Annotated in this window: 20 protein-coding genes; 10 read left to right on the top strand and 10 right to left on the bottom strand. The window is 42.3% G+C overall.

All coding sequences use genetic code 11. The features are described from left to right. Positions 1 to 26: 26 nt before the first annotated feature. Genes edmS through pgsB form a run of 4 tightly spaced genes read right to left on the bottom strand, consistent with a single transcriptional unit; the run spans position 27 to position 3,015 of the window. The gene (edmS, locus tag DIC78_RS13095; RefSeq protein WP_010332114.1) at positions 27 to 194 is read right to left on the bottom strand and encodes an extrachromosomal elements maintenance protein EdmS; all 168 of its coding nucleotides are present in this window, start codon (positions 192 to 194) and stop codon (positions 27 to 29) included. 14 nt (positions 195 to 208) lie between these two features. Further along, positions 209 to 1,351 (bottom strand): capsular polyglutamate synthetase PgsA, encoded by a 1,143-nt coding sequence (gene pgsA, locus DIC78_RS13090; protein ID WP_101861396.1) that lies wholly within the window; start codon positions 1,349 to 1,351, stop codon positions 209 to 211. Between the two features lie 18 nt (positions 1,352 to 1,369). Beyond that, complete coding sequence (gene pgsC / locus DIC78_RS13085; RefSeq protein ID WP_010332116.1) at positions 1,370 to 1,819, bottom strand: poly-gamma-glutamate biosynthesis protein PgsC; 450 nt, start codon at positions 1,817 to 1,819, stop codon at positions 1,370 to 1,372. A 14-nt stretch (positions 1,820 to 1,833) separates the two neighbouring features. After that, on the bottom strand, positions 1,834 to 3,015 hold the full coding sequence (gene pgsB, locus DIC78_RS13080; protein ID WP_019715925.1) for a poly-gamma-glutamate synthase PgsB: 1,182 nt from the start codon (positions 3,013 to 3,015) through the stop codon (positions 1,834 to 1,836). A 798-nt stretch (positions 3,016 to 3,813) separates the two neighbouring features. Here pgsB and DIC78_RS13075 point away from each other — a divergent pair. The 8 genes from DIC78_RS13075 to DIC78_RS13040 all read left to right on the top strand — a co-directional run bounded on the left by DIC78_RS13075 (position 3,814) and on the right by DIC78_RS13040 (position 10,574). Next, complete coding sequence (locus DIC78_RS13075) at positions 3,814 to 4,803, top strand: LacI family DNA-binding transcriptional regulator (RefSeq protein WP_106019663.1); 990 nt, start codon at positions 3,814 to 3,816, stop codon at positions 4,801 to 4,803. Beyond that, positions 4,796 to 5,677, top strand: coding sequence for a ribokinase (gene rbsK / locus DIC78_RS13070; protein ID WP_127696415.1), 882 nt, complete (start codon positions 4,796 to 4,798; stop codon positions 5,675 to 5,677). Before DIC78_RS13075 ends, rbsK begins: the two co-directional genes overlap by 8 nt. Continuing rightward, positions 5,674 to 6,069 carry a D-ribose pyranase gene (gene rbsD / locus DIC78_RS13065; RefSeq protein ID WP_106019665.1) on the top strand — a complete coding sequence of 132 codons (396 nt, stop codon included), beginning with the start codon at positions 5,674 to 5,676 and terminating at the stop codon, positions 6,067 to 6,069. Before rbsK ends, rbsD begins: the two co-directional genes overlap by 4 nt. Before the next feature lie 14 nt (positions 6,070 to 6,083). Continuing rightward, positions 6,084 to 7,565 carry a sugar ABC transporter ATP-binding protein gene (locus tag DIC78_RS13060; RefSeq protein WP_106019666.1) on the top strand — a complete coding sequence of 494 codons (1,482 nt, stop codon included), beginning with the start codon at positions 6,084 to 6,086 and terminating at the stop codon, positions 7,563 to 7,565. Between the two features lies 1 nt (position 7,566). Further along, the gene (gene rbsC, locus DIC78_RS13055; RefSeq protein WP_024123073.1) at positions 7,567 to 8,538 is read left to right on the top strand and encodes a ribose ABC transporter permease RbsC; all 972 of its coding nucleotides are present in this window, start codon (positions 7,567 to 7,569) and stop codon (positions 8,536 to 8,538) included. Positions 8,539 to 8,549: 11 nt separating this feature from the next. Further along, entirely contained in the window at positions 8,550 to 9,467 is a 918-nt protein-coding gene (gene rbsB, locus DIC78_RS13050; protein ID WP_106019667.1) for a ribose ABC transporter substrate-binding protein RbsB, read from the top strand. A gap of 108 nt (positions 9,468 to 9,575) precedes the next feature. Then, positions 9,576 to 10,112 (top strand): SH3 domain-containing protein, encoded by a 537-nt coding sequence (locus tag DIC78_RS13045; protein WP_095712870.1) that lies wholly within the window; start codon positions 9,576 to 9,578, stop codon positions 10,110 to 10,112. Between the two features lie 165 nt (positions 10,113 to 10,277). Beyond that, positions 10,278 to 10,574, top strand: coding sequence for a DUF3892 domain-containing protein (locus DIC78_RS13040; protein WP_024123076.1), 297 nt, complete (start codon positions 10,278 to 10,280; stop codon positions 10,572 to 10,574). A gap of 41 nt (positions 10,575 to 10,615) precedes the next feature. On the opposite strand, the gene DIC78_RS13035 is transcribed toward DIC78_RS13040, so the two are convergent. From DIC78_RS13035 to alsS, 3 genes are all read right to left on the bottom strand, one after another. Beyond that, complete coding sequence (locus DIC78_RS13035; protein WP_127696414.1) at positions 10,616 to 11,143, bottom strand: NAD(P)H-dependent oxidoreductase; 528 nt, start codon at positions 11,141 to 11,143, stop codon at positions 10,616 to 10,618. 98 nt (positions 11,144 to 11,241) lie between these two features. Beyond that, complete coding sequence (gene budA / locus DIC78_RS13030; RefSeq protein WP_024123078.1) at positions 11,242 to 12,009, bottom strand: acetolactate decarboxylase; 768 nt, start codon at positions 12,007 to 12,009, stop codon at positions 11,242 to 11,244. A gap of 62 nt (positions 12,010 to 12,071) precedes the next feature. Continuing rightward, complete coding sequence (gene alsS, locus DIC78_RS13025) at positions 12,072 to 13,784, bottom strand: acetolactate synthase AlsS (RefSeq protein ID WP_127696413.1); 1,713 nt, start codon at positions 13,782 to 13,784, stop codon at positions 12,072 to 12,074. Positions 13,785 to 13,942: 158 nt separating this feature from the next. Here alsS and alsR point away from each other — a divergent pair, with 158 nt between their 5' ends. Continuing rightward, positions 13,943 to 14,851, top strand: coding sequence for an acetoin biosynthesis transcriptional regulator AlsR (alsR, locus tag DIC78_RS13020; protein WP_059292399.1), 909 nt, complete (start codon positions 13,943 to 13,945; stop codon positions 14,849 to 14,851). Between the two features lie 210 nt (positions 14,852 to 15,061). Further along, on the top strand, positions 15,062 to 16,390 hold the full coding sequence (locus DIC78_RS13015; protein ID WP_127696412.1) for an arsenic transporter: 1,329 nt from the start codon (positions 15,062 to 15,064) through the stop codon (positions 16,388 to 16,390). A 65-nt stretch (positions 16,391 to 16,455) separates the two neighbouring features. On the opposite strand, the gene DIC78_RS13010 is transcribed toward DIC78_RS13015, so the two are convergent. From DIC78_RS13010 to cotH, 3 genes are all read right to left on the bottom strand, one after another. After that, positions 16,456 to 17,133 (bottom strand): hypothetical protein, encoded by a 678-nt coding sequence (locus DIC78_RS13010; protein ID WP_024123082.1) that lies wholly within the window; start codon positions 17,131 to 17,133, stop codon positions 16,456 to 16,458. Between the two features lie 62 nt (positions 17,134 to 17,195). Continuing rightward, a complete protein-coding gene (locus tag DIC78_RS13005; RefSeq protein ID WP_127696411.1) occupies positions 17,196 to 18,521 on the bottom strand; it encodes a spore coat protein CotH in 1,326 nt (441 codons plus the stop codon). Positions 18,522 to 18,648: 127 nt separating this feature from the next. After that, the gene (gene cotH / locus DIC78_RS13000) at positions 18,649 to 19,737 is read right to left on the bottom strand and encodes a spore coat protein CotH (RefSeq protein WP_127696410.1); all 1,089 of its coding nucleotides are present in this window, start codon (positions 19,735 to 19,737) and stop codon (positions 18,649 to 18,651) included. Between the last annotated feature and the right edge of the window lie 135 nt (positions 19,738 to 19,872).

Below are 19,872 nucleotides of genomic sequence, written 5' to 3'. Positions count from 1 at the left end.
GTAAGACATTCTCTTTTTTTTGTGTGTTATTTAGCGGCGTTTGCCGTTTCTTCCTGCTGTTGAATTTTATGAATTTCTGTATCGATTTTCTGCTTTTCCTGATCAGTCAGCTGATCATTGAATTTGAAAGCTGACATAAACATAAACACGACTGCAACGGCAACAAACGGCCAGATGGCTTTGACAAATTTCATCTTATATCACTCCATTATTTAGATTTTAGTTTGTCACTGTGATCGACATCAAAAGTCAGTTTTCCGTCTTCTACTTTCCATGCGAAATTAGAGTCTTTCGTCAGTTCGCGAATAATTGTTTTCTGTTTCAGACTGCCTTTTTTAACTGGGGCAGGTGTCGCTTCATGGATATCAATCGGCGTTACCTCAAAGTGTCCCGTTCCGTTTTTCTTCAAATGATACTGCACCAGCGCACTGTCTCTGGTTCTTGTCCAGCCTTGGTCAAACACAAAGTTCCCCAGACTGTAGAAAATGACGGTCCCGTTATAGACTTCGATCGGTTCAAGGACGTGCGGGTGATGGCCGACGATGATATCGGCACCTGCATCAGACATAGCTCTTGCCAATTGGCGCTGACGGTCATTCGGATCATTATCATACTCTTGTCCCCAGTGTGACTGTACAACTACGACATCAGCATGTTTTTTCGCTTCTGAAATCATAGGGATAAAGACTTCCGGATCTGCGGGAAGCACGCCCGGTGTATTCTTTTTAGCCGCGAAACCTTTGCCGGATACATCCGTGAATCCAAGGGTTGCGATTGTTACCCCATTTACTTCTTGATATGAGATATTCTTTTTCGCATCGCTCAAGCTGTATCCAGCCCCAACGATATCGAGGTTATGGTTCGAAAATTCTTCAAGTGTATCTTTCATGCCCTGTGCGCCGTAATCCATGGCATGGTTATTCGCGCCGTTAAGGACCGTGAAATTCATATCCTTCAGGACTTTTACGGATTCCTTGTTTGTCTGCAGATGAATTTCTTTTTCTGCTTCTTTATAGTTCTTTTTATAAGTTACCGGGTTTTCAAAGTTTCCGGCTACGTAGTCTGATGCTTTAAAGATAGGCTCAACGTATTGAAAAATACTGCTTACCCCTTTTTGTTCCGTCACTCTCTCAACATAGCGCCCCATCATAATATCGCCTACAAATGAGGCTGAAAGAACGTCATCTGAATAGGTTTTAACCTTTGGCGTCTCTGCTTTGCCTGCCCACATAAAAGCAAACATGAGGACAAAAACGATCGGAATCGCGATAAATACGTGCTTATTGGTTTTCTTTTTTTGCTGTTTTGTCAGCTTCAGCAGCTTTTCATGAAAGCTCAGTTCTTTTTTCATCGTTTGACACACCTTACATTAAATTAAGTAGTAAACAAACATGATAGCAAAGGTCGCTCCGCTTAATAGCAGCGTGCTTCCGAACGTAATTGTTAATCCTTGTTTCTGAATGGTATTGGCAATTAAACCTGGCACGATAATGCCGATTCCTCGAAATTCTGCGATTTCAAATGGTACAATCGGGTATAGAAAATCAAAGGCAATTTTCAGGACGATCCCTGTGATCAGCATGGCAGCGAATTTTCTGCGTCCATACAAAATCATAAACTTGGATAAACCGAATTTCACAATGACATAGGTGAGCAAACTGACTAATAATACGAGTAAAATAAAGACCGGCTGATTAAACACAAGTCCTAAATAACCCGGTACAACAAGCCCTGCCGGCACAATCCCTGTTTTTTCCGCAAAAATTAAACTGAGTAGTACACCTAAAATTAGTGCAATGTATAAATCTGATCCGAACATGTCTGCATTTCCTCCTAGCTTACGAGCTGCTTAACCTTATATTCGTGGATTTTTTCAATTAACGGCTCTGCGGCACCATGAATGTTGCCGACGCCATATATGACACGGTTGTGCATTCTTTTCTTTAACAATTCCATAATTTCTTCCGTTGATTTGTACTCTAGATCATGCAGTTTGTCTGCAGGAATTTTACCTTCTTCATAAGCTTTGACGATTGGTTCTGTTGTTTCACCGATTAAGATCAGTTCACTTGCTTCAATATAAGGCAATACGTCATTTGCGAATTGCTGTGTCCGATCCACACGGTCTGCGCGGCAGTTCATAATGATGATCGGATCATCGGTCGGATAACCGATTTCTTTTACACGTTTCCATATATTCAAAGTAGAAGAAGCGTCGTTTGCGGCAAACCCATTAACAAAGTGCCCAGGCTCGCTCGGACTGATCAGCGGAAGAATTCTCATTGCTCCCGGATCTGGCGGCGCATTCAGCATTCCTTTAAACGCTGTTTCTTCATCAATGCCGAGTGCTTGAGCCACACCCAATGCGAGAGAAGCGTTATCAGGGAATACCATATATTCAAATTTACGAAGATATTCATCAGTAATTTTCGAGTTATCAGCAATGATGACTTTTGTGTTTCGCTCTTTGGCTTTTTGTTTAAAGAACTCGGTATATTCACTATCTGTAATGACAAGATGGCCATTATAAGGAATAGTAGCGGTAAACGCTTCTGCAATTTCATCAAGCGTCGGCCCCATGACATCCATATGATCTTCCAGCACGTTTACGATGACACCGATATTAGCTTGAAGAAGTTCTTCCTGAAAGATAATTTGATAGTCCGGATTAACGGCCATACATTCACTGACGAGGGCGTTGGCTCCTCTTTCTACCGTTTCTCTCATGACTTCTTTTTGTTCGCCGATATTCGGTCCCTGAGGTTTCCGTTTAATCGGCTTTTCCTCCGGTGTATCCCAATAGATCATTCTTGCATCCGTTCCTGTCGTTTTTCCGACAGTTTTGTAACCGGCTTCTATTAATATTCCGGTTGTCAGCCTTGTCACAGTGGACTTTCCTCGGATGCCGTTAATATTCACTCGAACAGGGAGGGCATCAATGTTTTTCTGATGTCGCCGTTTTTCTAATATTCCGATGACCAGTATGACAGCACAGGCTATAATGAGTAACCACATTGCTTATCGACATCTCCTTCTATATTGTTGTAAATTCATTCATCAGTATATAGAATCACTATGAATTCTCAATCGGCATTATGTAACATAATCTCCCCTAATCTACTGAGCCAAACTTCTCTTTTGAAAGAGATTTTGTACCTACAAAGTGTTCTCTATTTTTGGAAATCGACAGGACTTACATCTTATCGATTTTTTTAATACTAAAAACGAATGCGCTTTCATTTACCAAATGATTTCCTTCTGGACGTTTAGTCACACCTTGAATGTTCAGTTTAATATGCATTTCAAATCAATCTTTTTTCAGGCCCGGTATATCAGGCTTTTGCTGATACAATGCGTGTTTCCGGTTCTTATGAACATAAAATTATTTCTGCCTGTTTCTTAAGGATAAGGTCATAATGTCATCCTTTCTGCACGGAATAGACAATATTAGGCCCATTCCAAATTGACTAATGGCCCCTGCAATAAAAACGGCAAACAAACAGGTCCAGGTTCCCTAACATAATTAAACATTTTCTGGGCGGATAGTCTAATCTGTTTCACCCTATTTACAGGTCTAATCGCATGACTTTGAAACAATTTTAATAAAACTTAATATTCGTTCATGAAATGTTCATCCAGATTTGTGAAGACTTTGTCAAAAAAAGCGTGAATATCTTTAAATTCTCATATTTATACACCATTTACAGTTCGGTTTGCTATATCGCCATGTTTTATTTTTTTCTTATTGCCAATAAAGGAATGTTCATGATAATCTATCTATGTAAACGGTTACACAAATGAGGAGGAGCTGTGTTGGCTACAATTAAAGATGTCGCGGGAGCCGCGGGCGTCTCAGTTGCAACGGTCTCCCGCGTCCTGAATGACAACGGCTATGTCCATGAAGAAACGAGAACACGTGTGATGGCCGCCATGGAGAAGCTGAACTATTATCCGAACGAAGTCGCCAGGTCTCTTTATAAAAGAGAATCCAGGCTGATCGGGCTTTTGCTTCCGGACATTACAAACCCTTTCTTCCCCCAGCTTGCCCGCGGCGCGGAGGATGAATTGAACCGGGAAGGCTATCGGCTTATTTTCGGCAACAGTGACGAGGAATTAAATAAAGAACTTGAATACCTTCAAACCTTTAAACAAAATCATGTCGCAGGTATTATTGCTGCAACAAATTACCCGCATCTTGAGGAATACAGCGGCATTGATCAGCCAGTCGTTTTCCTGGACAGAACGCCTGAAGGCGCTCCTTCTGTATCCAGTGACGGACATACCGGAGGAAAATTAGCAGCGGAAGCAATTGTTCATGGAAAAAGCAAACACATTACGCTCCTGAAGGGCCCTGCTCACCTGCCGACTGCCCAAGACCGCTTTCACGGCGCTTTAGAGGTATTACAGCAGGCGGGTGTTGATTTTCAGATCATCGAGACGGCGTCCTTTTCTTTTAAGGATGCACAGGCACTGGCAAAGGAGCTGTTTGTCTTATATCCTGAGACAGACGGGGTAATTGCCAGTAATGACATTCAAGCAGCGGCTGTTTTGCATGAAGCTTTGCGGCGCGGAAAAAAAGTGCCCGGGGATATTCAAATTATCGGCTACGATGATATTCCCCAAAGCGAGCTGCTGTTTCCGCCGCTGTCAACGATTAAACAGCCGGCATATGACATGGGTAAAGAAGCGGCTAAACTTCTTTTGAGCATCATAAAAAAACAGCCTCTCGCAGAAACGGCGATTCAAATGCCCGTCATGTATATAAGAAGAAACACGACAAGAAAGGAAGAAAACGATGCGTAATATTTGTGTAATTGGAAGCTGTTCTATGGATTTGGTGGTCACCTCAGACAAACGCCCAAACGCGGGCGAAACCGTACTGGGTACTTCATTTCAAACTGTGCCGGGCGGTAAAGGTGCGAATCAGGCTGTTGCCGCCGCCAGACTCGGCGCCAATGTTTTTATGATTGGCAAGGTTGGTGACGATCATTATGGAACAGCCATCATGAATAATTTAAAAGCAAACGGTGTTCGCACCGACTATATGGAACCGGTTACACATAAAGAAAGCGGCACCGCCCACATCGTGCTTGCCGAAGGTGATAACAGTATTGTCGTCGTTAAAGGCGCGAATGATGAGATCACCCCATCTTATGCGATAGACGCTCTTGAAAAGCTTGAGAATATCGATATGGTTCTGATTCAGCAGGAAATCCCGGAAGAAACGGTTGATGAAGTGTGCAGATACTGCCATTCTCACGACATCCCGATCATGCTTAACCCGGCACCGGCCCGCCCGCTGAAGCAGGAAACCATTGACCATGCCACCTATCTTACGCCGAATGAACATGAGGCGGCGATCTTATTTCCGGAGCTGACGGTTTCTGAAGCATTGGCGCTTTATCCGGCGAAGCTCTTTATCACTGAAGGCAAACAAGGCGTGCGCTATTCATCCGGCAGCAAAGAGCGGATCGTCCCTTCCTTTCCTGTTGAGCCTGTCGATACAACCGGGGCGGGTGATACGTTTAACGCGGCTCTTGCAGTGGCCATGGCGGAGGGAAAAGATATTGAAGCTGCATTACGGTTCGCAAACCGCGCCGCCTCCCTATCTGTATGTTCTTTCGGCGCTCAAGGCGGAATGCCGTCCAGAAAAGAAGTAGAGGAGCTGCTGTCATGAAAAAACACGGTATACTGAACAGTCATCTTGCCAAGCTATTGGCTGACCTTGGCCATACTGACAAAATTGTTATCGCTGATGCAGGGCTGCCCGTTCCTGACGGCGTGCTGAAAATTGATCTCTCACTGAAGCCGGGTTTCCCGGCTTTCCGGGATGTAACCGCAGTGCTGGCAGATGAAATGGCGGTTGAAAAAGTAATTGTCGCATCCGAAATAAAGGTATCCAATCCAGAAAATGCGAGTTTTATAGAAACCCTTTTTTCTGAAGAGGCAGTTGACTGCCTTCCCCACGAGGAATTTAAGGAGCTGACTAAAGAAGCTAAAGCTATCATACGAACAGGAGAATTCACACCATACGCCAACTGCATCCTGCAGGCGGGTGTGCTTTTCTAGAAAGGAGGACCGATATGCAAATCGAAATGAATGACATTCATAAAGCATTCGGAAAAAACCAGGTGCTTTCAGGTGTGTCCTTTCAGCTCAAGCCCGGCGAAGTTCACGCACTGATGGGAGAAAACGGCGCCGGCAAGTCCACCCTGATGAACATCCTGACTGGTCTGCACAAACTGGACAAAGGACGGATCACCATAAATGGTAACGAGACGTATTTCTCCAACCCAAAGGAAGCCGAGCAGCACGGAATCGCCTTCATCCATCAGGAACTGAATATCTGGCCGGACATGTCCGTACTTGAGAATCTATTTATCGGAAAAGAAATGTCAACGAAATTTGGTATTTTACAAACCGGAAAAATGAAAGCGCTAGCAAAGGAACAATTTGATAAACTATCCGTCTCTCTTTCACTTGATCAAGAAGCGGGTGAATGCTCCGTCGGACAGCAGCAGATGATTGAAATCGCAAAAGCGCTCATGACAAATGCCGAGGTGATCATTATGGATGAACCTACCGCGGCTTTGACTGAACGGGAAATCAGCAAGCTGTTTGACGTCATTACGGCTTTAAAAAAGAACGGTGTTTCCATTGTATACATTTCACATCGAATGGAAGAAATTTTTACGATTTGCGACAGAATCACCATCATGCGTGACGGAAAAACCGTTGATACAACAAACATTTCAGAAACAAATTTTGACGAGGTCGTGAAAAAAATGGTCGGACGTGAGTTGACGGAACGGTATCCTAAACGCGTCCCTTCACTCGGAGACAAAATATTTGAGGTGAAAAACGCCTCCTCAAAAGGAAGCTTTGAAGATATCAGCTTTTATGTCCGTTCCGGTGAAATTGTCGGCGTTTCCGGTTTAATGGGAGCCGGACGAACCGAAATGATGAGAGGACTGTTCGGCATTGACCGGCTCGATTCGGGTGAGATTTGGATTGCAGGAAAAAAGACTGCTATTAAAAATCCGTATGATGCTATGAAAAAAGGGCTCGGTTTTATTACGGAAAACCGCAAGGATGAAGGACTGCTGCTCGACACATCGATTCGGGAAAATATTGCGCTGCCCAATTTGGCCAGTTTTTCTCCAAAGGGCATCATTGATCACAAGCGGGAAGCAGAGTTTGTAGACCTTCTCATAAAACGCCTGACCATCAAAACGGCTTCACCAGAAACGCACGCGCGCCATTTGTCTGGCGGCAACCAGCAAAAGGTCGTGATTGCCAAGTGGATTGGCATCGGCCCAAAAGTGCTCATATTGGATGAGCCGACAAGAGGCGTGGATGTGGGCGCGAAACGGGAAATCTATACGCTGATGAATGAGCTCACTGAACGCGGTGTCGGCATCATTATGGTGTCATCAGAGCTGCCGGAAATACTCGGGATGAGTGACAGAATCATCGTCGTCCATGAAGGCAGAATCAGCGGAGACATCGAAGCGCGTGAAGCGACACAAGAACGAATTATGACACTTGCCACGGGAGGGCGGTAACATGAAAACGGAACAACTGAAGCAAACAAAACAAAAACAGATTCACTTCGATGGCGTCATGCAGAAGCTCGGCCCGTTTCTCGGTTTATTTATTCTCGTTATGATCGTATCGATTTTAAACCCGAGCTTCCTGGAGCCTTTGAATATTTTAAACCTGCTTCGGCAGGTGGCAATTAACGGATTGATCGCATTCGGCATGACCTTCGTTATTTTAACTGGCGGCATTGATCTTTCTGTCGGGGCTATTCTCGCCCTGTCCAGCGCCTTAGTCGCGGGTATGATTGTATCTGGTGTCGACCCGATTCTCGCCGTCATCATAGGCTGTCTGATCGGCGCTCTTCTAGGGATGATCAACGGACTGTTAATCACAAAAGGGAAAATGGCCCCTTTTATCGCGACGCTTGCGACCATGACTGTCTTCCGCGGACTTACTCTTGTGTATACAGACGGAAACCCGATCACAGGGCTTGGCACTAACTATGCCTTTCAGCTGTTCGGCCGCGGTTATTTCTTAGGAATTCCAGTACCTGCAATTACAATGGTTCTCGCCTTTGTTATCCTTTGGGTGCTGCTTCACAAAACGCCGTTCGGGCGCCGGACATACGCAATTGGCGGCAATGAAAAAGCGGCACTCATCTCAGGCATAAAAGTCACACGTGTAAAAGTCATGATTTATGCTTTAGCCGGTCTATTATCCGCCCTTGCCGGCGCGATTTTGACTTCCCGTCTCCACTCAGCACAGCCGACAGCTGGAGAATCATATGAACTGGATGCCATCGCGGCGGTTGTCTTAGGCGGAACGAGTCTTTCCGGGGGCCGCGGGCGCATTGTCGGAACGTTAATCGGGGTGCTGATTATCGGCACACTCAATAACGGACTCAACCTGCTTGGCGTCTCATCATTTTATCAGCTGGTTGTTAAAGGGATTGTCATTTTAATCGCGGTATTATTAGACCGCAAAAAGTCAGCATAGGAGGGTTTTACATGAAAAAGGCTGTATCCGTCATTTTGGCGCTGTCACTGTTTGTATTGAGCGCCTGTTCGCTTGAGCCTCCCCAATGGGCGAAGCCGTCAAACTCAGATAATAAAAAGGAATTTACCATCGGCTTGTCGATCTCAACGCTTAACAATCCCTTTTTTGTTTCTTTAAAAAAGGGAATTGAAAAAGAAGCGGAAAAGCGTGGAATGAAGGTCATCATCGTCGATGCACAAAATGATTCCTCCAAGCAGACAAGTGATGTGGAGGACTTAATTCAGCAAGGCGTTGATGCCCTGTTAATCAATCCAACTGATTCTTCGGCTATTTCAACGGCAGTAGAGTCTGCAAATTCGATTGGTGTGCCTGTCGTCTCCATCGACCGGTCAGCTGAACAAGGCAAAGTAGAAACCCTCGTGGCTTCAGACAATGTAAAAGGCGGAGAAATGGCCGCAGAGTTCATCGCAGACAAGCTTGGAAAAGGTGCTAAGGTGGCGGAGCTTGAAGGCGTTCCGGGTGCCTCCGCTACACGGGAACGCGGTTCAGGCTTTCACAAAATCGCAGATCAAAAGCTGGACGTTGTCACAAAACAATCAGCTGACTTTGACCGCACTAAAGGCCTGACTGTCATGGAAAACCTGCTCCAAGGACACCCGGATATCCAAGCGGTTTTCGCTCATAATGATGAAATGGCGCTTGGAGCTCTCGAAGCGATTAACAGCTCCGGCAAAGATATTTTAGTCGTCGGTTTTGACGGAAATAAGGATGCGATTTCTTCGATTAAAAACGGTAAGCTCTCAGCCACTGTCGCTCAGCAGCCTGAATTGATCGGTAAACTGGCAACGGAAGCAGCGAATCAGATTTTACATGGAAAGAAAGTAAAGAAAACAATATCAGCGCCTCTGAAACTGGAAACGAAAAAATAATGCAAAGGATCAGATCTTTATCTGATCCTTTTTTATGTTTAGCAACCGGCCAAAACGTGAAAGGAATAATAGAAATGATTATTTCTCTTATGTGAGGAGAGGAACGCAATGAACAAACCCACGAAAGTACTGTCTACACTTGCACTTGCAGCCGGAATAACTGCGGCTTCTGCAGGCGGCGCAAACACAATTCATGCACAACAGCCAGAAACAAACGTAAGCATTGATGATTTATACAGCTATCCGATTGATTCCTACTTGGTTTCAGCAGAGGCTCTGAATGTCAGAACAAAGGCCTCCGCTTCAAGCGCTAAAGCCGACACCCTTCATCTGGGCGACAGCTTAAAGCTCATTTCGTTTTCAAACGCTGATTGGGCAAAGGTTCATTACAAAAACGGAAAGACAGGCTTTGTCTCTACTCATTACATTGTAAAGGCAGCGACAACGGTAAAAACCAAAACAAAGACGAAAGCATATACATCCGCTGAAGGAAAAAGCATCAAGACACTCCCGGCTAACACAAGCGTATCTTTTTTAGGCTGGAGTAAAACAAAAAAAGGCGGCTTTGACTTTGATTGGGTCTATGTAGATTACGGAGGTAAGACAGGTTATATCAAAACAAAGGACCTGCAAATGACAAAATAACCGAAAGGGATTCCGTTTACAGAACGGAATCCCTTTTTTCTTCGCTAATTATGGATTGAATTGTCGCATTCAAAATATTTCTCAGGAAATATTGTCGTATGCCGTGTCGAAACCTATACATGATCAACAGCATTTTTGTTTACGTTAAAGGATGGAGGTGGAAAAATGGATCAATTTGAAGCTGCATATGAATCGTATAAATCCAAACAAACAAATATCGATCAGCCAGTTGATACGTCCGGAAAAGAAGAAATTATCGCGGTCAGAAGAAATGAGGAAGACAATATTATCGCGGTGAAAACGAACACAGGAAGAGAACTGGACTATCCCACTGCGCTATCAGAAGCAAAAGCGGGAAAGATCGCTCACGTTGATGTATTTCATAAATACGGACGTGACATTTTAAGAAGTGAACCAGACGGCATAAAGGATAATAACCTATCTGAATTACCCGATTTTTAATAGAGAAAGCCCTGTCCCATTCCGGACAGGGCGTTTCTTTTTTAAGAAAAAGGCTGCTGGATATAATCAGCTAACCGTTTTGCACTGATCGCAATATCCTCAGCATTTGCGTATTTCACGCCATAAAACACATATGGCGGGAGATATGTCATGCCAATCAGATTGCTTGTCGCCTGAAACGGCTTCAGGAGCTCACTGATTGAATAATGATTCCCTCCGCCCGCCTGATACTTTTCCGCTTCGCTTCCTGTGGAAACAGCCAGCATCAGCTCTTTGCCATGCAGAGCTCTCCCTTCTGACCCGAAGGCCCAGCCGTATGTCAGCACAAGATCCTGCCATTTTTTAAGAAGCGGCGGTGAGCTGTACCAATAAAGCGGGAATTGGAAAACAATCCGATCGTATTGCTCGCATAGCTGCTGCTCTTTGGCAACATCAATGGCTTCATCCGGATATTCCTTATAAAGCTCCCGTACAGTGATATTGTCATGTTTACTTAATTCCTCTGCCCACGCCTTATTGACGACTGAGGTTTCCATTTGAGGATGAACAGCCAAAACCAGTATTTTCAATGAGACCCACACCTTTATCATTTTAATGTTATTTTAACTAAAATCAGGTAAAGTGCCAAATAAAAAGCAAGCCCTGCACATGTGCGGGCTTGCTTTTTTTATTCTGGGCTTCCTTCAGTCGTTTCGATATCTTTGGCGAAATCCGGGTTATCCAGATTGGCATTAAAGAAATCTGGTGTATTTGGAAGTCTGAGATTCATGTTCATTTTTTGAGAAATCGTAACCGTGCAATCCTCAAGCACATAATCAAAGACGTGTCCGCCTGAATTTCGTCCTTCGTCAATGAAGTGCAGGTGATAGCCAGAAACGGCGATTCCGTTCGCATAAGCAGGAGTCAAGAAACCAACGATTGTGCCTCTGATGTTGTCGAAGTTGAAAATCGGCTGTGTTTTAACCGCTTCAATCATTGGCACATATGGTTTTTCTTGCAGTTCTACCGTTCTTGTCTGCACTTTTTTAAACAATCCGTCAATACGGATGGCATAAAATAAGTTTTTACTTGGCAGAATGCTGTTGATTTCTTTTTCAAATTCTTCACGTGTCATTTTCGCATCAATTTTGTGCGTCATATCCGGTGTAAAGAACGTAAATGAGCAAAACGGAGAGCGGTCTCCGCTTTGCACAGGCGTCGCAGTGCCGTCGGAACGAAGACGGTAAAATTCGCCGTCAAACCCAATCAGCTCTCCATCAAGCTTGTTAAAGGTTCCGATACCGAAGTCTCCGTATTTCGGAATATCTGACAGTTCAAAATCGCCGTCATATACTCCGTCTAAAAGAGAAGTCATTGTTGATACTTGATAAATTTGGCTAACGGGCTGTTCTTTTTTGCCGCGGCTCAGCATTTGAATGTTGCTTTCTTGTTTCATATTCCCTTCACTCCTTTAGTAATGTGCTGTTCTTCGAAAACAGTGTCTTGGTGCGCAGAGTGCTAGAGAGCTTTTGTTTTCATCAGTTCTCCAAATTCTTTTGGGAACTTGTCACTCGCTAAATTAACGTTATCACTGTAGTCAACTGGGACATCAATGATAACAGGGCCTTCAGCATTCATGGCTTGACGCAGAACATCTTCCAGCTGGTCTGGTGATTCGACACGCAAACCGGTTGCCCCGAAGCTTTCCGCATATTTCACGATATCGATGTTTCCGAACTCGACTGCAGATGTACGATTGTATTTTTTCAATTGCTGGAATGCAACCATGTCATATGTGCTGTCGTTCCATACAAGGTGTACAATTGGAGCTTTTAAGCGCACCGCTGTCTCTAACTCCATTGCCGAGAATAAGAAACCGCCGTCACCAGAGACAGAAACGACTTTTTCTCCCGGTTTCACCAATGAAGCACCGATTGCCCACGGAAGCGCAACACCAAGTGTTTGCATACCGTTACTGATCATTAATGTTAACGGCTCATAGCTGCGGAAATAACGGGACATCCAAATCGCGTGTGAACCGATATCGCATGTCACTGTGACGTTATCATCGACTGCATTTCGTAATGCTTTAACGATTTCAAGAGGATGCAGTCTGTCTGATTTCCAATCTGCAGGCACCTGCTCTCCCTCATGCATATATTCTTTTAGATCAGAAAGGATTTTTTGCTCACGTTCCGCAAAATCCACTTTTACAGCATCATGTTCGATATGATCCAAAGTAGATGGGATATCCCCGATCAATTCAAGCTCGGGCTGATAAGCATGATCAATGTCAGCCAGAATCTCATCCAGATGGATAATCGTCCGGTCTCCATTGACATTCCAGAATTTCGGATCGTATTCAATTGGGTCATAGCCGATTGTCAGAACAACATCAGCCTGCTCAAGCAGCAGATCGCCTGGCTGGTTGCGGAATAAACCGATACGGCCGAAATATTGATCCTCTAACTCTCTTGTAAGAGTCCCGGCAGCCTGATATGTTTCTACGAATGGAAGCTGAACCTTTTTCAAAAGCTTGCGAACCGCTTTAATCGCTTCAGGTCTTCCGCCTTTCATTCCGACTAAAACAACAGGAAGTTTTGCTGTTTGGATTTTTGCGATAGCCGCACTGATTGCATCATCTGGTGCAGGGCCAAGTTTTGGCGCTGCCACTGCACGCACGTTTTTGGTGTTTGTGACTTCATTCACAACATCTTGCGGAAAGCTCACAAAAGCGGCCCCAGCCTGACCTGCTGACGCTGCTCTAAATGCATTTGTAACAGCTTCCGGTATGTTTTTTACGTCTTGAACCTCTACACTGTATTTTGTAATCGACTGAAATAACGCCGCATTATCCAATGATTGATGAGTCCGTTTTAAACGATCGGCACGGATAACGTTCCCAGCAAGCGCAACGACAGGGTCACCTTCAGTGTTTGCAGTCAGCAGTCCCGTTGCCAGGTTAGAAGCACCCGGTCCTGATGTGACTAAAACGACTCCCGGTTTTCCAGTTAAACGGCCTACAGCCTGCGCCATAAATGCCGCATTTTGTTCATGCCGTGCAACAATGATCTCAGGCCCTTTATCTTGTAAAGCGTCAAATACCGCATCAATTTTTGCACCTGGAATGCCAAATACATGTGTGACACCTTGCTCCACTAAGCAATCAACAACAAGCTCCGCCCCTCTGTTTTTCACAAGGGATTTTTGTTCTTTTGTTGCTTTTGTCAACACCCTCACTCCTTATTATGCATTTTAAACATAAAAATTTAAATAAATCTTGTGATACGTTTCACTATACACTCTTTGGAAATTGACCTCCAATATCAATTCGACTTATGATTAATATGTATTACGAATTATTAACCTAAGAAAGGAATGCATGATTGATGGAGCTTCGCCACCTTCAATACTTTATCGCAGTTGCCGAAGAGCTTCATTTCGGGAAAGCTGCGCTTCGGCTGAACATGACACAGCCTCCTCTCAGCCAGCAGATCAAACAGCTGGAAAAAGAAGTCGGGGTGACGCTTCTGAAGAGGACAAAACGATTTGTGGAACTAACCGCAGCCGGAGAAATATTTTTAAATCACTGCCGCACGGCTTTGATGCAAATTGATCAAGCGATTGAATTGGCACAGCGGACGGCTCGCGGCGAGCACGGCCATCTCGTTATCGGTTTTGTCGGATCAGCTACATATGAATTTCTGCCGCCGATTGTCCGGGAATATCGCAAAAAATTCCCATCAGTAAAAATAGAATTACGTGAAATATCCTCGTTTAGGCAGCAAGAGGAGCTGCTAAAGGGCAACATTGATATTGGTATACTTCATCCTCCTTTACAGCACACAGCATTGCATACTGAAATCGCCCAAAGCAGCCCTTGTGTTTTAGCTTTGCCTAAACAACATCCGTTAACATCTAAGGAAGCCATTACAATTGAAGATTTGAGAGATGAACCGATTATTACTGTAGCCAAGGAAGCATGGCCTACTTTATACGTTGATTTCATCCAATTTTGTGAGCAGGCTGGCTTTAAGCCAAACATTGTACAAGAAGCGACTGAATATCAAATGGTAATTGGATTAGTCAGCGCTGGCATCGGGATTACATTTGTACCTTCCTCAGCTAAAAAATTATTTAACTTGGATGTGACTTATCGAACAATAGATAAAATACAGCTGAATGCCGAATGGGTTATCGCCTATCGCAAAGACAATCAAAATCCGCTTTTGAAGCAATTTATTAATATTTCAAATTGTCAGCAGTTAAGAACTAAAGAGAGTGATGCAAGTACCTGAAATGATACTTGCAAACTCTTTTTTCTTTTGGGATTCTCATGGAATTTTAATTAATATAATATAATCGCTTAGTACAACTTCATATCAGTATACGTATACATACAGTACAAATAGTTGGCAAGGATACTAGTAAGCGTATGACAATCGTTTGATTTTAGAATGATAGATAGAGAGGTGAAATATATTACACAGTTCACGAGTATATTAACATTGCTCGCTTTTTTCATAACAATGATTTTTATTTTCTGGAGACCGAAAGGATTAAATGAAGCTATCCCCGCGACAATAGGCGCTTTAATGGTGTTATTATGCGGAAGTGTGTCATTGACCGACTTAGTAGAAATAGGATCAAAAGTCACGGGCGCATCGGTCACAATTCTTGCCACTATGATCATGGCCATTGCATTAGAAAGTTTTGGGTTCTTTTATTGGGTGGCTGCAAAGCTGCTCCAACAATCCAGGGGATCAGGCATCAAGCTTTTTTGGTTAACCAATTCACTTTGCTTTTTAATGACCATTTTCCTAAATAATGATGGGAGCGTTTTGATCACAACCCCCATCCTTTTGCTGGTTTTAAAATATTTAGGTTTGAAAAAACATCAAAAAACCCCTTATCTCATAAGCGGCGTTTTAATAGCTACAGCCTCCAGCGCACCGATCGGCGTAAGTAATATTGTAAATTTAATTTCTCTCAAAATGATTGGAATGGATTTATATTTGCACACTGCCATGATGTTTGTCCCTAGTATGATGGGACTCATTTTTATGGCTTGTCTACTGTTTATTTTCTTTTATAAACGTCTTCCTAAAAGCCTGCCGGATATACCGAACCATTTTCAGTCTCTGCGACACAGAAGGTACCATCCCCTTCATTCGCCATCAGCTCCGATACCGGAACGAAATCAAACAAAGATAATGTTATTTGTACTCGCATTTGTTTTTCTCGTCAGAATCAGCTTATTTGCCGCGTCATATACCGGTATCTCCGTTCCTCTTGTCGCTGTCATCGGATCAATTATCCTTTTGGCCTGGAGATGGGTTTATTTCAAAACCTCTCCCAGAGACTTGCTCTTCAAGGCACCTTGGCACATTTTTATTTTTGCTTTTACTATGTATGTCCTCATTTATGGACTGCACAATATAGGATTTACTGAATTAATTGTAAATCATTTCAAACCGATAGTTTCTGGAAGCCTCTCCTACGCTACTTTTGTATCAGGTATCTCTACCTCTGTTTTTTCGAATCTATTCAACAACCATCCGGCTTTAATGATCAGTACTTTTACTTTAACAGAAATGAGCCTGAATCCTTCAACAGCAAAAATCATCTACTTGGCAAATATTATTGGCAGTGATATTGGTTCCTTATTATTACCTATAGGAACATTAGCAACACTTATTTGGATGCATATTTTAAAACAGCATGATGAAAGTATTTCTTGGGGTGAATATTTAAAAACAACCATTTTAATCATTCCGCTGACTGTTCTTTTTACGTTAACATGTTTATATTTTTGGATCAGTTGGTTATTTCTTTAGCAGTGTATGAAATAAAAAACTGCCTTCTGCTATTCGAGGGCAGTTTATTTTCAGTAGAGGCTACGCTAGGGGAGATGCATTGTCTTTAGATGATTTAACTTCCAAATGATTGACTTTCCACTTGCGTTAATAAGCTCAATGATATTATTAGATACATCTTTTAATAGACCGACTTTTTCTGGCACTTCCCCCATATCAAATATAACCAATTGGCCAACATATTTTTTGATCTGCTCCTCAAAATTACGTACAAGTGAAACACTGGAAGGTACGACAGGCAATTGAGAGTTGTCAAGAGTGTACGGCGTTTGCTCTGTTGAATAAGGGGTAAACCATTTTAAGTGATGCATAGATATGAAAAGTGTTTTAAATACAGGTGAAAAAAATACAATATAATCATTTAAAACACTGGTAACATATCCATGTATCGACCGATCCCCAGTTACATAAACTTCAATAAATTTGCCTTTCACATTGTTTAATGTGTTTCTGTAAGAAAAACTATTATTTTCCGCCTGCATTATTGTATCTTCCGGATCTCTTAAAATTGGTTTCCCAGTATTCGTATTTATTATTGCTTTGTTCATTTGATGGAGATGCAGCAAAGGAATATAAAGATAATTGCAGCCATTAAATATAACAAAAATATCCTGTCCAATATCTATAAGTGTGCCAACAAATCTTGTATCTCCTGAAATGACAACATCAACATCTGTGTCAAGAAATTGATTCAAACCTTTCACCATTCTCCCCCTTTAATTGAATGAAAAAGGGCATCACTTTATTGATGCACCTTCATTATCTATTAAAATTTGCGCTTCCAATGATAGTCTATCGTTTTGACAATCGTTTCATAGCTATAATCTTCCTTTTGGCTTCCGGTGCTATGATAATCTGAAGATCTTGGTGACCGATATGATTTGGATGAACTTTTGGTGTCTGATGAACGATCATATTTTGACGATTGATAATCTGAAGATCTTGATGACCGATATGATTTGGACGAACTTTTGGTGTCTGATGAACGATCATATTTTGATGATTGATAATCTGAAGATCTTGATGACCAATATGATTTGGACGAACTTTTGGTGTCTGATGAATGATCATATTTTGACGATTGATAATCTGAAGATCTTGGTGACCGATATGATTTGGACGAACTGCTGGTATCTGACGAACGATCATATGTTGACGATTGATAATCTGAAGATCTTGATGATCGTTTATTTGATTTGGACGAACTGCTGGTGTCTGATGAACGATCATATGTTGATGATTGATAATCTGAAGATCTTGATGATCGTTTATTTGATTTGGACGAACTTGATGAGCTATGTGATTTTGAAGATGTTAACGAATTACTGTCCCCCTCTTCTTCTTGTTTTTGTTTCTGGTCTATATCATTTTTGCTTTCTTCTTTATCATCATGTTCTTTCTTTTGATTGTTAGAGCCTTTTGGGCCTAAGCTGATGCTCTTGATATGAAAAGGATATATGCGAAGCACTTCTTGATTTTTCACTAAAGTATAATGACCATCCGCATTATCTACGAGGATACCTTCAATTGCTTCTGGTCCTCCTCGATTAATCGAAACCCATTTATGAGTTAAACTCTTAAAAACTTCGTTTAGGTTATCAGCTTCCAAGACACTTGGCGTATGTCCTTCTTTATTTAAAGCGGACTCATGTTTACTTATGCTTTTGATGTGATGAATATTAAAATAAACTACTCCATCCTCACTTGTGTTTAACGCAGCGTAATCATCTCCTAGCCACACCAAACTTCCTTTTTTAGATTCCGGACCACCTTGATTTAATTGAACGGATTGGTTCATTAATTGTCCGATTAAGCTGTGAAAATCATCAGCATCAGCCATTTCTGCCGTCTCAATTGTTGTTGTGCTATTATTGGTATCCTCTGTAATACTTTTTACATGATCCAATTGATAATAAATGGTTTTTTTTTCAGTTTGTAAAGCGATATAATCTGATTTTACAGCTACCAATTTTCCTTTTTTAGATTCGGGACCTCCTCGATATACAGTGACAATTTTATCTTGCATTGAATGCAAAAAATGATAGTAAGATATATCATGATTTGAATAATTTTTAGTTCTCCTCTTGCTCATTCATTACCCTCCTAGTCATTTATACATAGATGATAAATATATTGCATATATACGTGTCACAGTTATTTCTTGAACTAATTCAATAGCCTAATTGTCTGATTTTCAGCGAATACCTATAATCATGGATTCACAAAATACTTAAATTGCTTTTGACGTATTGTGAACGATTTTTAATATACTCAAAAATCACTTCCGGCTCACGGTCAAAACGTTCAATATCACTCTTTTTATATGGGTCCATCAGGACAAACGGCCTGATTTGATCATAAAGCGCCGATATTTTTGGTTTCATATATTCAATGGTAAAGAGAGATCGGAGCGTTTTTTCTAGGAGATGCTTATAGGATTTGCGAAATTCGGGTTCATCCAAAATGCGGGCGGTCAATGTATTAAATCCTTGAATTCTTACGTAATCTGCAGCCATCCGCTCTCCATGGATATCCCTGCCCCAGGTGGCATCATAGTCCCAAGGAATCACTTCAAATAATCCGGTTTCCCCGCTTCTGTACAAAGCGTAATTGTGGACAAACCCGTCATAGTTTGAGGTGAACACAATGCCGGCCAGCCAGCGCAAATACTTATCGATATTCACGTGCTTTGTCACTTCTGATTTAAATTGGGCTTTCGGGACAGTATTAATTTTAAAGATCATATCCTGTAAATAAAAATCATCTTCCTCAGTCCCTGTCTTCTTTTCATACCCATGCTCAAGTGACTTCTTCGTTTCCCTCTCCAAATCACTCACGAGAGAAAAATTAGCATCATCATCAACCGCGTAAAAAATCGCTCCGTCCGCCAGCTTCCTTTTCCTTAAATAATATTCATCCACGGATTCAAGCTCAAGATACACTCCTTCATTCTTTCCATTTACCTTTAAAAACACAAATTCTGCCCTTGGAGACAGCGTCCCCAGCTCTGAGAAAAAATCGAGAGACAATTTGTTTCTTATCATGGAAGGATCTTTATATTCCGCATTCAAGTGAACCTCGCGGGCGCCGCGAAATGTTTTCGGCTGATAGTAGGAAATATGGTACGACTTCTTTTTGAAATCCCTAATATGAGATCCGCGATAAGCAATGTCGATATCAAATCTTTTCTGATTCACTTTCAACACAGCCGGAACCGGTTCATCGTCCCATATATCCTTTTTTAATTCCCGTAAGTCTTTTGGATGAATAAACAGCTGATAAAGAGGCAAATTTGATTGATTCTTCATCCGTAGTCCCCCTTCAAAATTAGGCTTTTATTTTTGTGAGATCTCAGCGGAACACTTATACACTTTTTACAATCGTGCGTACTATGTGTGTAGTAAGGATCTTCATCCTTAAACAAATTAAAAAAAGGAGGATTT

It is taken from the genome of Bacillus halotolerans, assembly GCF_004006435.1.
Lineage (GTDB): Bacteria > Bacillota > Bacilli > Bacillales > Bacillaceae > Bacillus > Bacillus halotolerans.
The sequence above is the reverse complement of the archived record's forward strand: the minus strand, read 5'-3'. Positions and strand labels throughout refer to the sequence as shown.